Source organism: Streptomyces sp. NBC_00203, from assembly GCF_045206325.1.
In the GTDB taxonomy this organism is placed as follows: domain Bacteria; phylum Actinomycetota; class Actinomycetes; order Streptomycetales; family Streptomycetaceae; genus Streptomyces; species Streptomyces lutosisoli.
Genome location: NZ_CP108126.1, coordinates 4397325 through 4411679 on the forward strand (window position 1 = coordinate 4397325; position 14355 = coordinate 4411679).

Genomic DNA, 14355 nt, shown 5'->3' on the forward strand with positions numbered 1-14355 from the left:
CCCGCGTCCCCCGCAACCCCCGTTCGCGGTGGCTGTGCGGCGGCCTCTCGGCCGCTGGTCAGTGGCGACTGTTCGGTGGCGATCAGTCGCTGGCGATCAGTCGGTGGCGATCGCGTTCAGCACATTCATCCGGCCCGCCCGGAACGCCGGGATCAGGGCGGCGAACAGGCCCACGAACGCCGAGCCGATGAAGACGCCGATGATGGTCGGCCAGGGGATCTCCAGGACCTTCAGGCCCTCCAGGGCGAGGAGCTTCTGGGCGGTGGCGCCCCAGCTCATGCCCAGGCCGAGGCCGAGGAGGGCGCCGAAGAGGGCGATGACGACCGACTCCAGGCGGATCATGCGGCGCAGCTGGCGGCGGGAGAGTCCGATGGCGCGCATCAGGCCGATCTCGCGGGTGCGCTCGACGACCGACAGGGCCAGGGTGTTCACGACGCCCAGGACCGCCACGACGATCGCGAGGGCGAGCAGGCCGTAGACCATGTTCAGGAGCTGGCCGATCTGGTCCTTCAGCTCCTGCTTGTAGTCCGTCTGGTCGCGGACCTGGTACTGCGGGTACTTCTCCATGGACTTCTTCAGGGCCGCGTACGCCTGCTTCTCCTGGCCGTCCTTGGCCTTGGCGAACATGATCGTGTTCGGCGGGACCTTGCTCGCGGGCAGGTACTTCTTCATCGTCTCGATGCTGGTGTACCGGGCGCCCTGGTCGATGGCGACGTCGTCGTCGGTGATGGCCGCGACCTTGAGCTTCGCCGTGCTGCCGCCCTTGAAGGCGACGGTCAGGGTGTCGCCGAGCTTCACGCCGTGTTTGTCGGCGTACTTCGAGCCGACCGACATGGCGTCCTTGCCGTAGGCCGCGGACAGTTCACCGGCGGTCGTCTTGCGGCGCAGGTCCTGGGCGTAGGAGGGATCGGCGGCGGTGAGCCCGTCCTCGTCGACCTTGCCGTCCGGGGAGGTCAGCTCGGCATTGAGTTCCTTGTAGCGGGTGACGTGCGCCAGGCCCGGCGTCGCCTCCATGGCCTTCTCGGCCTGGAGCACGATCTTCTGGTTGCCCTGGACGATGAAGTCCGCGCCGACGGACTTGTCGAGCTCGTCCGTCGCCGAGGCCACCATCGACGAGCCGACCACGGACAGGCAGGCGACCAGGGCCAGCCCGATCATCAGGGCCGCGCCGGTGGCGCCGGTGCGGCGCGGGTTGCGCAGGGCGTTGCGTTCGGCGAGCCGGCCTACGGGGCCGAACACCCGCAGCAGTACGGCGCTGATGACCCGGACCACGCCGCCCGCGAGCAGCGGGCCGATGATCACGAAACCGATCAGGGTGAGGACGACACCCGCGCCCAGCACCAGCGAACCGTCGGTCGCCTTGTCGGCGGTGGCCGCCAGGTAGAGCGCGAAGGCTCCGGCGCCGGTCAGCACCAGACCGATCAGACCGCGTACGAGACCGGCCTTGCCGTCCGCCGGGGTGCCGGCGTCGCGCAGCGCGGCCATCGGGGAGACCTTGCCGGCGCGGCGGGCCGGCAGGTAGGCGGCGAGGACCGTGACGACGACACCGAGGATCAGGCCGATGACCGGAGTGGTCGCCTTCACCGTCAGGTCGCGGGTCGACAGGTCCATGCCCATCGACGACATGATCTTCATCAGGCCGACCGCGAGGCCGACGCCCGCGCCGACACCGAGGACCGAGCCGAAGAAGCCGAGCAGCAGTGCCTCGACCAGCACGGAGCGGTTGATCTGCTTGCGGGAGGAGCCGATGGCGCGCATCAGGCCGATCTCGCGGGTGCGCTGGGCGACCAGCATCGAGAAGGTGTTGATGATCAGGAAGATGCCGACCAGGAACGCGATCCCGGCGAAGCCGAGCATGGCGTACTTGATGACGTTCATGAACTCGCCGACGCCCTTGCGGTTCTCGTCGGCGTTCTCCTTCTGCGTCTGGATCTTGTACGACCCGGTCAGCGCCTGGGAGACGTTCTGCTTGAGTTTCGCGTCGCTGACACCGGCCGCGGCGGCGAGGTTGACCTGGGTGAACCGGCCGGTGGCGCCGAGCAGTTCGCGCTGCGCGGTGGCGGTGTCGAAGTAGACGACCGCCGCACCCGGGTTGGTCACCTTGAAGGTGGCGATACCGACGATCTTCGCGTTGAAGTCACCGGTGACCGAGATGGTGCGCAGTTCGTCGCCCATCTTCAGGTCGTGCTTGTCGGCGGTGTCGGCGTCGACCATCACCTCGGTCGGGCCGCGCGGGGCGTGCCCGGAGGTGATCTCCATCGACCGCAGGTCGTTCTTCGTCCAGTTGCCGGCGATGGTCGGGGCGCCGTTGCTGGACCCCATGTTCTTGTTGTCGCTGTTGACGACGGTCACGTTCATCGAACTGACCGCGCCCTCGGCGGACTTGACGCCGTCCGCCTTCTTCGCCTGCTCCAGTACGGAGGCCGACAGCGACTCGGGCTTGCCGTTCTGCGGGGTGTCGTCGCTCTTGGCCGCCTTGGGCAGGACCGTCACATCGGACGAGGTGACCGCGAACAGCTTGTCGAACGTCGTGTTCATCGTGTCCGTGAACACCAGCGTGCCGCAGACGAAGCCCACCGACAGCAGGACCGCCACGGCCGACAGGGCCATACGTCCCTTGTGCGCGAAGAAGTTGCGCATCGAGGTCTTCAGGACGGTCATGACGTACGCCCCCGGGCGTCGAAGTCCTTCATCCGGTCCAGGACCTGATCGGCCGTCGGCTGGTACATCTCGTCGACGATGCGGCCGTCCGCGAGATACAGCACACGGTCCGCGTACGAGGCCGCCACCGGGTCGTGCGTGACCATCACGATGGTCTGGCCGAGGTCGTCCACGGAACGGCGCAGGAAGCCCAGCACCTCGGACCCGGCACGGGAGTCCAGGTTTCCGGTCGGCTCGTCACCGAAGATGATCTCGGGCCGGGCGGCCAGCGCACGGGCCACCGCCACACGCTGCTGCTGGCCTCCGGAAAGCTGGTTCGGGCGGTGCTTGAGGCGGCCGGCGAGCCCGACGGTCTCCACGACCTGGTCCAGCCAGCCCTTGTCCGGCTTGCGGCCCGCGATGTCCATCGGCAGCGTGATGTTCTCCAGCGCGTTCAGCGTCGGCAGCAGGTTGAACGCCTGGAAGATGAAGCCGATCCGGTCCCGGCGCAGCTGCGTGAGCTTCTTGTCCTTGAGCCCGGTGATCTCGGTCTCGTCCAGGTGGATCTGTCCGCTCGTCACGGTGTCGAGCCCGGCGAGGCAGTGCATCAGCGTGGACTTGCCGGACCCCGAGGGGCCCATGATCGCGGTGAACTGGCCCCGCGCGATGTCCACGTCGATGTGGTCCAGGGCGACGACCCGGGTCTCCCCCGACCCGTACGCCTTCACGACCTGCCGCGCCCGCGCGGCAACGGCCGTACGCCCTCCAGTGCCCCCGTGCCTGGGAATGGTCACAGCCGATGTCACGGTATATCTCCTATTTCGGTTAGCGGGTAAATCGCGAGAACTGGTTACGCCGATGAGTCTGGTCCCGCACAGGGGTCGAGCGCGCTGGTGCTCAGCGCAGTCTTTTGCTGGGGAAAACCCCACCCTCGCGGGTTCGGTGCGCCGCCCCCCAGCGGCGTAAAGCCAGGTTAAGGAGGGCATGTACGCGGTCTCCTCCTCCAGTGGGAGGAACCCGCCCCGACCCCTGGTACGGAGATCCCCCTAGGGGTCCTCCACCCTTCGGAGGAGTCCCTCTCGGGGTCGCCTCCACCCTTGAGCCCGCCGAGCGTCCACCCTCCCGCGGCGGGAGACTCAAGTGGGAGAGTGGCCTTCGGCAGATAGATGCAGGGGGAAGGAATCTCGTGGACCAGGGGGAGACCGGTATACAGGCAGCGGATACGGGCACGGTCGGCGCGTCACCTGACACCCGCCGGCGCCGCGCCGTCGTCGCCGCCCTCATGCTCGCGATGGCGCTGGCCGCGCTCGACTCCACCATCGTCTCGACGGCCGTACCGCAGATCGTCGGCGACCTCGGCGGCTTCTCCGTCTTCTCCTGGCTGTTCTCGGGATACCTGCTGGCCGTGACGGTCACGCTCCCCGTCTACGGCAAACTCTCCGACACCTTCGGCCGCAAACCGGTCCTCGTCGCGGGCGCCGCCCTCTTCCTCGCCGGCTCCCTGCTCTGTGCCACCGCCTGGAACATGGCCGCGCTCATCGCCTTCCGCATCGTGCAGGGCCTGGGCGGCGGCGCCCTCCAGGGCACGGTGCAGACGCTCGCCGCCGACCTCTACCCGCTCAAGGAACGCCCCAAGATCCAGGCCAAGCTGTCCACCGTGTGGGCGACCTCGGCGGTCGCGGGTCCCGCGCTGGGCGGAGTCCTCGCGGCGTACGCCGACTGGCGGTGGATCTTCCTCATCAATCTGCCGATCGGCGCGCTCGCGCTGTGGCTGATCGCCCGCCATCTGCACGAGCCCGTACGCGAGACGACTCACCGCCCCCGGATCGACTGGGCGGGCGCCCTCGCCGTCTTCGCCTGCGGCGGCGTCCTGCTCACCGCACTGGTGCAGGGCGGCGTCGCCTGGGACTGGCTGTCAGCGCCCTCGATCGCCCTGTTCGGTACGGGACTCGCCCTGGTCGCGGTCGTCGTGGTGGTCGAGCGGTGGGCCGCCGAGCCGATCATCCCGGGCTGGGTGTGGCGCCGCCGTACGATCGCGGCAGTGAACCTGGCGCTCGGCGCGCTGGGCCTGCTCATGGTCGCGCCCACGGTCTTCCTGCCCACGTACGCGCAAGCGGTCCTCGGCCTTGCCCCCATCGCCGCCGGATTCGTCCTCTCCGTATGGACGTTGAGCTGGCCGGTGTCCGCCGCGCTCAGCCAGCACGTGTACCGGCGCATCGGCTTCCGCAACACCGCGATGCTCGGCATCGGCACGGCCACCCTGCTCCTGCTCGCCTTCCCCTTCCTGCCCTATCCGGGCGAGCCGTGGCAGCCCGCCCTGCTGATGCTCCTGCTGGGCGGCGCGCTGGGCCTGTTCCAGCTCCCCCTGCTCATCGGCGTCCAGTCGACCGTCGGCTGGGCCGAACGCGGCACGACCACCGCGTCCGTCCTCTTCTGCCGCCAGACCGGACAGACCATGGGCGCCGCCCTGTTCGGCGCGGTCGCCAACGGGGTGCTGGCCGCGCGGCTCGGCGGCGCCGGGGATCTCGACTCGGTGACCCGCGCCCTGGACTCGGGCGTCCCCACCGAACATCTGCGCCACGCGGTCGCCGACGCCGTCCACGCCGTCTATCTGGGCGCCGCCTGCGCGGCCGCGCTCTCCTTCCTGGTCCTGCTGTTCGTCGCACCGCGCCGCTTTCCGGTGCTCAACAACCCTGGGGACTGAGGGAGTCCGAGGGAGTCATGGCCCGGGCGGTCCCGATGGCTGGGACGGCTCTTCAGACGAGGCGGTGGCCGCCGTCCGCGTGCAGCACCGTCGCGGTGATGAACCTGTTGTGCATCAGCGCCAGCAGGGCCTCGGCGATGTCGTGCGGCGTACCAACCCGGCCGACCGGCAGCCGCTGCGCCATCGCGTCGAGCCGCGCCTGCTTCCCGTCACCGGCGATGGTGTCCCAGATGGGGGTGTCGACCCAGCCCGGCGACAGGGCGTTCACGCGGATCGGCGCGAGCTCCAGGGCGAGGGCGTACGTCAGCGAGGCGAGGGCACCGTTGACCGCGGCGACCATCGAGCCGCCGGGGGCCGGACGGTAGGCGGCGATCCCCGAGGTGAAGGTGATCGATCCGCCCGAAGTGAGGTGCGGCGCGGCGTACTTGGCGAGCAGCACGGCTCCGAACAGCTTGGAGTCGACGAGCCGGCGTCCCGCCTCCAGGTCGAAGGAGGTGATCGGCTGATAGGCGCCGGTGGCGTCGGCCGCGGTGAGGACGACATGGTCGATCGCGCCGACCGTCTCCCCGACCGTCTTGAAGAGCCGCTCGGTGTCGGGCTCGCTGGTGATGTCGGCGGCGACCGCGCGCAGCCGGCCGCCCCCGCCCAACCGCCGGTCGCCCCCGCTCAACTTCCGTTCGGCCGCGGCGAGTCGCTCCGGGGACCGGCCGACGATCGTGACGTCGGCGCCACCGGCGAGCGCGCTCTCGGCCAGGGCCAGGCCCATTCCGGAACTGCCGCCGACTATGACGATGCGTTCGGGCGTGGTGTCAGCTGTGACATCGGGTGTGGCGTCAGGTGAGGGTACGGATGCAGACATGCCCGCAGGAGATCACCGGCGTCGCCCGAGCGTCCATGTCGTATTCCTGAAGTGGCGTGAGGCGCAGGCTAACGCCACTGGTCAGGAGGGTTCCACCCGGCCGCCGGACAGGGCCGCGAGGACGGCGTGCACCGCCGGGTCCCGGCTCTCGGAGTGCCAGGCGGCGGCGTATCCGACCACGAGCGGCCGCCCCCGCAACGGCCGCCACGCGAGGTCGGGCAGGGCGGCCCCGCGCGCCGAGCTCAGCCCGATCGCGGCGGGGAGCAGCGGAAGTGCCGACCGCAGCTGCGCATGGCCCATCGCGCTGTCGCTGAGTGCGATGCCGGCGCCGCCGGACCGCAGAGTCTCCAGCACCCGGTCGTGCAGGCCCGGTGCCGAGTCCCGGGGAAACAGGATGAGTTCCTGCCCCGCCAGATCGGCGAGGTCGAGGGTGTCGCGCTCCGTCAGCGGATGCCCGGCCGACATCAGCACCCCGAGTTCCTCCTCGGCGACCGGCGTCTGCCGCAGGGCGGCGGGCAGGGTCACCGGGGAGCGCAGCAGCGCCAGGTCGACCTCACCGGCGTCGAGCAGCCGCACCTGCGCGGCCGTGGTGCCGCCCGTCATGACCGTCCGGCAGCCGGACACCCGGGCCGCCAGTACGTCCTCGATCCGGGCGGGCAACCACGGCGGCACCCCGTTGAGCAGCCCGAGCCGCAGCACCGGCGCGGCGACACCCGCCGTACGCCGGGTCGCGCGCAGCGCCTCCTCCGCGGAGCGCAACACGTCCTGGGCCGCGCGCAGCAGGACCTGGCCGGCGGGTGTGAGGTCGACACCGCGGCTGTGCCGGATCAGCAGCGACGCGCCGACCTCACGCTCCACCGCCTTGATCTGCTGGCTGAGCGTGGGCGTCGAGATGTGCAGTCGCGCCGCCGCGCGCCCGAAGTGAAGCTCCTGGGCGACCGCCACGAAGTACCGCATCTGCCGGAGTTCCACCGGATCATCGTAGAAGGACCCGGCTCGACCCGGCTGCCCCACCAGCACATCGCACCCCTTCAGCCACGCGGGCGGATGAGTGTAAACGCGGGTAACACCCCAGGTCACAGAAGTAAGCGCATACCGACCACTCAGTTTGGCGAAAGCGCCGCGCATCCCGGCTACCTGCGAGTAGCGTGCGCGCTGCTCACCCCCCAGCTCCCTGCGGTCCGCACCGGGCCCGAGCCACGCAAGGAGAAACGGGATGCCAGACGCGTTCTCGTCCCCCGAGTACCAGCCACCACGCCCACCGCCGTACCGATCCCCGTCGCCACCGCCGCACAGTCCGTCGTACCGATCCTCATCACCACCGCCGTACCGCCCGCCGTCCCCACCGCCGTACCAACCGTCGTACCAGTACCCACAGTTCGCGGATTCCTCGGAGTTCCCGGAGTTCCCTGAGTCGCCGGAGTTCCCTGAGTCCCCGACCAGCTCCTCCCCCTCCTACGTCACCTATCCCTGGCAACCCCCGCCACCCGAACCCGCGAGACAGCGCCTGCCGCGCCACCACGCGCTGGGGCACCACAGCGACATCCGGCTCCTGCGCGGCGCGTACCGGTGGCAGCGGCGCGTGGCGACGCTCACCGCGCTCGGGTACTTCACCCTCTTCCTCCTCCTGTCGGCGTTCGCGCCGGCGCTGATGACGAGCACAGTGTCCGGCGGGCTGTCGACCGGGCTGCTGCTCGGGCTGCTTCAAGTGCCCGTCACCTGCCTGGCGATCGGGCTGTACGAGTACACGGCGCGCCGGCGCGTCGACCCGATCGCGGACCGGATCCGCAAGCAGGCCGAACTGGACGCGAAGCGGGAGGCGGCACGATGACGGGGTCGAACGGATTGAACGGCTTGAGCGGCTTGAACGAGTTGGCCGGCTCGAACGGGGTGACCGGCTTGAACGGGCTGACCGGGTTCAGCAGTTCCGCGCAGGCCATGTCGCTGGTGGCGTTCACGGCGGTGGCCACGATCACGCTGCTGCTGTGCGTGATGACCGGCCCCGACCGTGACGACCTGGACGAGTTCTACACGGGGTACGGATCGCTGTCGCCAATGCGCAACGGCCTTGCCATCGCCGGGGATTACATCTCCGCGGCGACCGTGCTCGGCACGGGCGGAGTGATCGCGCTGGCCGGCTACGACGGTGTCGTACTGGCGCTCAGCACGGCCCTCTCCCTCATGCTGCTGATGTTCCTGCTGGCCGAACCGCTGCGCAACGCGGGCCGGTTCACCATGGGCGACGCGCTCGCGCGACGGATGCCGGGCCGCGCCGTTCGCATCACGGCGTGTGCGGTGACCCTCGTCGCGCTGCTGCCGCTGATGCTGGTCCAGCTGGCGGGCGCCGGGGACCTGTTGGCGTTCATCCTCGGCTTCTCCAACGACTCCCTCAAGACGGGGTGTGTCATCGGGCTGGGCGCGCTGATGATCAGCTACGCGGCGATCGGCGGCATGAAGGGCACCGCCCTCATCCAGATCCTGAAGATCGTGATGCTCCTCGGTTCGGGCGCCGTCGTCGCCGTACTCGTCCTCAGCCGCTTCGACTGGAACCCGGGCGCCCTGCTGGACGCGGCAGCCCAGAACAGCGGCGTGGGCTCCGCCTTCCTCCACTCGGGCCTCCAGTTCGCGGGCGGCTCCAACCCCCGCCTGGACATGATCACTTCGGAGATGACCGTCGTGCTCGGCGGAGCCTGTCTCCCCCACGTCACCATGCGCATGTACACGGCGGGCAGCGCCCGGCAGGTGCGCCGCTCGATGTCCTGGGCGGTGCCGTGCGTGGCACTGTTCGTGCTGGTCATCACGGTCGTCGGCTTCGGCGCCACGGCGCTGATCGGGCGTGGGACGATCGCGGGCGCGGATCCGCAGGGCAACACGGCGTATCTGCTGGGCTCGCGTGCGGCGTTCGGTCCGGACGTCTCGACGTTCGAGACCCTCCTGTTCACCACCGTCACCACGGCGATCTTCCTGACGCTGCTGGCCTCGGTCGCCGGGATGATCCTCGCCTGCGCCAACTCCCTCGCCCACGACGTCTTCGCCCACAGCGGGCTGCTGCGGGCCCGCCGCCACGACGACGAGCTGTCCCCCCGGCGCGAGATGCTCCTGGCTCGCCTCTCCGCCCTGGCGGTCGGCGCCCCGACGATCCTCCTGGCCACCCTCGTCCAGCACCGCAGCCTGCAGCCCCTGGCCACCCTCTCCTTCTGCCTCGGCGCCTCCGCGATAGCGCCCGCGCTGGTCTACAGCCTCTTCTGGCGCCGCTACACCCGCACCGGCCTCCTCGCCACCCTCATCGGCGGCACCCTCACCGTCCTCCTCCTCATGCCCGGCACCAACCTCGTCTCCGGCTCCCCCACCTCCGCCTTCCCCGAAGCCGACTTCAACTGGTTCCCGTTCACCACGACGGGCCTCGTCTCCATCCCGCTGGGCTTCGCGTACGGGTGGCTGGGGACGGTGGCGTCGGGGCGGCGGAAGGCGGAGGAGCAGAGGAGGCAGTACGAGGCGGTGGAGGGGTGGATTCTGGCGGGGGCGGTGAGGAGAGGGAGTTAAGGGGGAGTTGGACGGAGCGATCCCGGCGAACCGAGTCGGCACTTGGAACGGGGTCCCATCCAGCCAACCGAGACGGGTGGGCCGGCGGGAAGCTCGCCGCGGAGCGGCGAAGAAAGGCCCGCGGAGCGGGCGGGTCCGGGGCCGCGGAGCGGGCGGGTCCGGGGCCGCGGAGCGGGCGGGTCCGGGGCCGCGGAGCGGCGAAGGCACCGGCGGCCGCCTACTCCGCGGGCGCGCGCCCCGTCAGGGCGGTGAGACTCGTCCGTACATGGTCCATATGTGCCCGTACGTCGTCCCACCGCTCCCCGTGCTCACGCAACACCCGCTCAGTCTCCCGAGCGATCCGCTCCTCGCGCACCCGCGCCTCCACCAGCACTTCCCCCGCCCGCGCCACGGCATCCTCCTGCCGCCGCCGAGCCGACTCCTCCGCCTCGGCGAACGCCCGCTCCGCCTCGGACAGCCCCGCCTCGGCACGCGCCGCCCGCTCGACATGGTGCGCGTCGAGCGCGGCCTCCCGCTCGACGGCCGCGCGTTCCGTCTCCGCCCACCGCTCGTCGTACTCCTTCTCCTGCTCACCGAGCAGCCCCTCCGTACGCTGCCGCATCTCCCGCAACGCGGCCAGCGCCTCCCCACGGCTCTCCTTGATGTCGCGGCGGGCCGAGATCCGCGCCTCGTCGGCCTCGGCACGGGCGGCGAGCATCCGCTGCCGGGCGCGTTCCTCGGCGTCGCCGCGCACCTCGTCGGCGTACGCCTGCGCGGCCTCTCGCACCCGCCGCCCCGCCGCCTCCGCCTCGTCGACGACCCGCTGGGCCTCGCCGCGCGCGGTGTCACGTACGGACGCGGCCTCCTCCTCGCCGAGTTCGAAGATCCGCCGGGCACGCTCCCCGAGCTTCTCGTACGTCTGCGGAGCGAGCCGCGCCACGACCTCGCGCAGCCGCTCCGCCTCCGCGTCCATCTCCTTGGCCAGCACGGTCAGCCGCGCGGCCCGCTCCCACGCGGCGTCGCGGTCCCGGGAGAGCGCCGCGGCGTATGCGTCGACCTGCTCGGGACGGTAACCACGCCCCCGTACGGCCATGAAGCCGTGCGGCGACATCGATGCGCTGCTCATCCTTGGACCCCTCTCCACCTGACACACACGAAATGACGAATGATTTCGCGCACATCCTGATGGATCACACGGAAGTGTTCATAACGCGACACTCCGCCCATCCATCCGACCAAGGATGAGTCATTTGAGGTCAGAAGCCGGAATCGCGCCGTCGCGAGGCACCACCGACGGGAACCGTTCGACCTTCATACGGCCCTACCACGACGACATCGCCGCCCGGGAATCCCCGCACTCATGACCACACGAACGAGGCGCCCGACCCGTCACACAGGTCGAGCGCCTCATCAACACGTCTGCCTACTTATGCCCACTCATGCCGGCGGACTTACAGCAGCCCGTCCCACATCTGCTCCAGCAGGACCGACCACCAGCTCTCCGGCGAACCGAGCGCCGCCGGGTCGAGGGAGGCGAGCTGGGCCTGGAAGTCGACGGTCCAGCGGCCCGCCTGCTCCTGGTTGAGCCCGAAGCGCAGCCGCCACATACGGCCGAGCAGGGCCAGGCAGCGCGCGAACTCGGGCAGGCCCGTGTTCACGAACTGCGGCGCCACCGGGGCACCGCCCGGCCCCGCCTCCACCGGCACGGCCACGATGTTCGCCGTGCCGTACTGCACACAGATCGCCTTGCCGAAGTCGCTGCCCATGACGAGGTACGAGCCCGCGTCCGAGGCCGGCTGCACCCCACGCTCCTGCGCCAGCTCGGCAAGCGTGGGCACCGGACGTCCCGGCTGGGCCTGCGCCCAGAAGAACGGCCCCATGTCGACCGGAAGTCCGGCCACCACCAGCGTGTGCGCCACGATGTTCGGCACACCCTGCCGCGACACCGCCGCCTGGTCGAACCGGAACACCCCCGGCCCGAACGCCGCCGCCATCTCCTGCCCGATCGCCTCCGGCGGGATCGGCGGCGCGGGCTGCACCGGCGGAATCGGCGCCCGCACCGGCGCCGGACGCGCCGGCCCGTCCGCCACCTGATGCAACTCACCCTGGTGCGCCAGCAGTTGGTGCATGCCCTGCTGACGGCTCGCGTGATCCGTACCGTACGGCGCGATGCTCGTGATCCGCGCCTGCGGCCACGTCTCCCGGATCATCCGCGCACAGTACGCGCCCGGCAGCTCACACGACTCCAACTCTGTGTGCAGCTCCAGCACTTGCTGCGGCGGCACATTCATCGCCCGCAGCTCATGCAGGATCTGCCACTCCGGATGCGGCGTACCCGGCGCCGAACGCCGAATCAACTGCTGCTCCGAACCGTCCTGCGCGCGATACCGCAGTACGGCCTGATAGCCGGGCCCGACCGTCGGCTGCCCCGCCTGCGGATAGCCGTACGCCGGCGGCTGCTGACCGGGAGGCATCGGCTGCCCCGGCATGGGCTGTCCCGGCAACGGCTGGGGGGCGCCCATCGGCATACCGGGGGCTTGCGGGGGCGGCGGCGCGCCGGGACCGCCAACGGGCGGCCCCGCCAGCATCGTCGCGGCATGGTGAACACCACCCGAAGGCGTACCCCCCGGAGGCTGCGGTGCACCAGGAGCGCCCGGCGCACCAGGCATACCCGGGGCGCCCGGCGGCAACGGCGCGCCGGGCCCACCCACCGCAGGCCCCGCCAACATCGTCGCAGCATGGTGAACACCACCCGGAGGCGTACCACCAGGAGGCTGCGGCGCACCAGGAGCACCAGGCGCGCCGGCCTGCCCCGGAGCACCAGGCACACCCGGCGCACCGGGAACACCAGGAGCGCCCGGAGGCATGGGCGCGCCCGGCGCACCAGGCATACCCGGGGCGCCCGGCGGCAACGGCGCGCCGGGCCCACCCACCGCAGGCCCCGCCAACATCGTCGCAGCATGGTGAACACCACCCGGAGGCGTACCACCAGGAGGCTGGGGCGCACCAGGAGCGCCGGGCGCCCCGGGCGCACTCGGTGCGCCGGGCGCGGAAGGCGCACCCACAAGCCCCTCGGGTCCGTCCGGACCGAGCTGCGAGACAAGCTGTGTCGGCACGTACCCGCCCGCGGGGGTGCCCGGAGCTCCGGGCCCGGACGGCGGAGGCGGCGTACTCCCCGGCCGCGCACCCGGCACACCGGGGGCGCTCGGCGGATGCGGCGCGCTCGCTCCAGCACCGCGCGCCCCCCGAGGCGGCGCCTGCGCCTTGCTGGTCGCGGCGTCGGCGATGTCACCGGCGTTGGGCGGCAGGGGGCGCGAGGGTGCGGCGGGCGGAGGTGTGCCGGGGGCGCCCGGAACCTGCGGTGCGCCGGGCGGAGGCGTACCCGGCACTCCACCCGGCCCCTGCGGGAACCCGTACGCGGGCGCACCAGGCGGAGGCGTGCCCTGCACACCACCAGAAACCGGCGCACCCGGCGGAGGCGTACCAGGGACAGCCGAACCCTGCGGAGCACCCGGCGGAGGCGTACCCGGCACTCCACCCGGCCCCTGCGGATAACCGTACGAAGGCGCACTCGGCGGCGGCGTGCCCTGCGGACCGCCGGGACCCTGCGGATAGCCGTACGAGGGCGCGACCGGCGGCGTCGCGCCCTGAGGCGCACCGGGACCCTGCATACCCGGCCCCTGCGAAGGGCCGGACGGGAGCGGCGCGTTCGGGCCGTCGACCGCGGGCGCCATCGCCGTGCGCGGAAGTTGGCTGCCCCCGGACATCAGGGCGGTCTTGGCGTCCGGCGTCGCGGCGGGCGGCGGGGTGTGGGCGTCGTCGAGATCGGTGAGCGGCGGCGCGAACACGGTCGCCGGAAGCGGTACCGAACGGTCGTCACCGGCGTCGGCGTTCGTGTCGGTCCCCGCCCACGGGGTCGCCGCGGAGGGCACACCCGGCGTCACGGCGTCCCGCGGACCCGAGCCCGGTTCGTCGGCGGCCGCGGCCGCGGGCCACGGCGTACCCCCACCGGGAGCCGAAGGCGCACCCGGCGCGGAAGGCGCAGCGTGCACACCCGGCGCGGAAGGCACCCCGTGCGCCCCCGACTGCCCAGGCACACCCGGCGCCGAACTCCCGCTCCCGGAAGCCCCGTTCACGGACCCGCCACCCAAGGACGCGTCCCCGCCCGGAACAGCACCGGCAGCGGCAGCGGCGGCAGCCGGACGAGACCCAGCCCCGTCGGACGCGCCCGCACCCGCCCGCCGATCCGGAATCCCCAACTTGTCCGCGGCCTCCTGCAGCCACTCCGGGGGACTCAACAGGAACGACGTCTGGTTCAGGTCGACCCGGGCCGGAGGCGCCGGCGCCGGTTCCGGGGACGCGTCCGGTACCCCGTACTCCTCCTCGTACCGGCGAATCACCTCACCCACCGGCAGCGCGGGCCACAGTGTGGCCTCACCGCTGTCCCGCGCGATGACGAGCCGCTGCGCGCCCCCGTCGGAGCGCGGACCGTCCACACGGTCCTCGGCCCACACCACGAATCCGAGTTCGAACTCGCGCACCCGCACCTCACGATGCTGGTACCCGGGCACATCCCCGTTGATCCACTCTTCCGCGCGCTCCTGCGCCTGCGCGAAGGTCACCATCGGAA

General features: G+C 71.5%; 9 protein-coding genes. 3 read left to right on the forward strand and 6 right to left on the reverse strand.

Features of this window, described 5'->3' with window-relative positions:
* Nucleotides 1-96: 96 nt before the first annotated feature.
* Nucleotides 97-2661, reverse strand: coding sequence for an ABC transporter permease (locus OG975_RS19750; protein WP_406330607.1), 2565 nt, complete (start codon nucleotides 2659-2661; stop codon nucleotides 97-99).
* A complete protein-coding gene (locus tag OG975_RS19755; protein ID WP_406330608.1) occupies nucleotides 2658-3446 on the reverse strand; it encodes an ABC transporter ATP-binding protein in 789 nt (262 codons plus the stop codon). The genes OG975_RS19750 and OG975_RS19755 overlap by 4 nt, the downstream gene beginning before the upstream one ends.
* Before the next feature lie 401 nt (nucleotides 3447-3847).
* Here OG975_RS19755 and OG975_RS19760 point away from each other — a divergent pair, with 401 nt between their 5' ends.
* The gene (locus OG975_RS19760) at nucleotides 3848-5344 is read left to right on the forward strand and encodes an MFS transporter (RefSeq protein WP_406336356.1); all 1497 of its coding nucleotides are present in this window, start codon (nucleotides 3848-3850) and stop codon (nucleotides 5342-5344) included.
* Nucleotides 5345-5396: 52 nt separating this feature from the next.
* Here OG975_RS19760 and OG975_RS19765 read toward each other — a convergent pair whose 3' ends face one another.
* Both OG975_RS19765 and OG975_RS19770 read right to left on the reverse strand, forming a co-directional pair.
* On the reverse strand, nucleotides 5397-6203 hold the full coding sequence (locus OG975_RS19765; RefSeq protein WP_406330609.1) for an SDR family oxidoreductase: 807 nt from the start codon (nucleotides 6201-6203) through the stop codon (nucleotides 5397-5399).
* Nucleotides 6204-6284: 81 nt separating this feature from the next.
* Nucleotides 6285-7175 (reverse strand): LysR family transcriptional regulator, encoded by an 891-nt coding sequence (locus OG975_RS19770; protein ID WP_406330611.1) that lies wholly within the window; start codon nucleotides 7173-7175, stop codon nucleotides 6285-6287.
* A 244-nt stretch (nucleotides 7176-7419) separates the two neighbouring features.
* Between OG975_RS19770 and OG975_RS19775 the strand changes: the two genes are divergently transcribed.
* Together OG975_RS19775 and OG975_RS19780 are read left to right on the forward strand one after the other, a co-directional pair.
* A complete protein-coding gene (locus tag OG975_RS19775; RefSeq protein WP_406330612.1) occupies nucleotides 7420-8034 on the forward strand; it encodes a DUF485 domain-containing protein in 615 nt (204 codons plus the stop codon).
* A gap of 77 nt (nucleotides 8035-8111) precedes the next feature.
* A complete protein-coding gene (locus tag OG975_RS19780) occupies nucleotides 8112-9746 on the forward strand; it encodes a cation acetate symporter (RefSeq protein ID WP_406336357.1) in 1635 nt (544 codons plus the stop codon).
* Nucleotides 9747-9963: 217 nt separating this feature from the next.
* On the opposite strand, the gene OG975_RS19785 is transcribed toward OG975_RS19780, so the two are convergent.
* On the reverse strand, nucleotides 9964-10851 hold the full coding sequence (locus OG975_RS19785) for a cellulose-binding protein (protein WP_406330613.1): 888 nt from the start codon (nucleotides 10849-10851) through the stop codon (nucleotides 9964-9966).
* 325 nt (nucleotides 10852-11176) lie between these two features.
* Complete coding sequence (locus OG975_RS19790) at nucleotides 11177-14350, reverse strand: SUKH-4 family immunity protein (protein ID WP_406330614.1); 3174 nt, start codon at nucleotides 14348-14350, stop codon at nucleotides 11177-11179.
* Between the last annotated feature and the right edge of the window lie 5 nt (nucleotides 14351-14355).

Coding starts and splice junctions, on each gene's coding strand:
- OG975_RS19750 (WP_406330607.1), bottom strand. CDS start 2,661: ATGACCGTCCTGAAGACCTCGATGCGCAACTTCTTCGCGCACAAGGGA.
- OG975_RS19765 (WP_406330609.1), bottom strand. CDS start 6,203: ATGTCTGCATCCGTACCCTCACCTGACGCCACACCCGATGTCACAGCT.
- OG975_RS19775 (WP_406330612.1), top strand. CDS start 7,420: ATGCCAGACGCGTTCTCGTCCCCCGAGTACCAGCCACCACGCCCACCG.
- OG975_RS19785 (WP_406330613.1), bottom strand. CDS start 10,851: ATGAGCAGCGCATCGATGTCGCCGCACGGCTTCATGGCCGTACGGGGG.
- OG975_RS19790 (WP_406330614.1), bottom strand. CDS start 14,350: ATGGTGACCTTCGCGCAGGCGCAGGAGCGCGCGGAAGAGTGGATCAAC.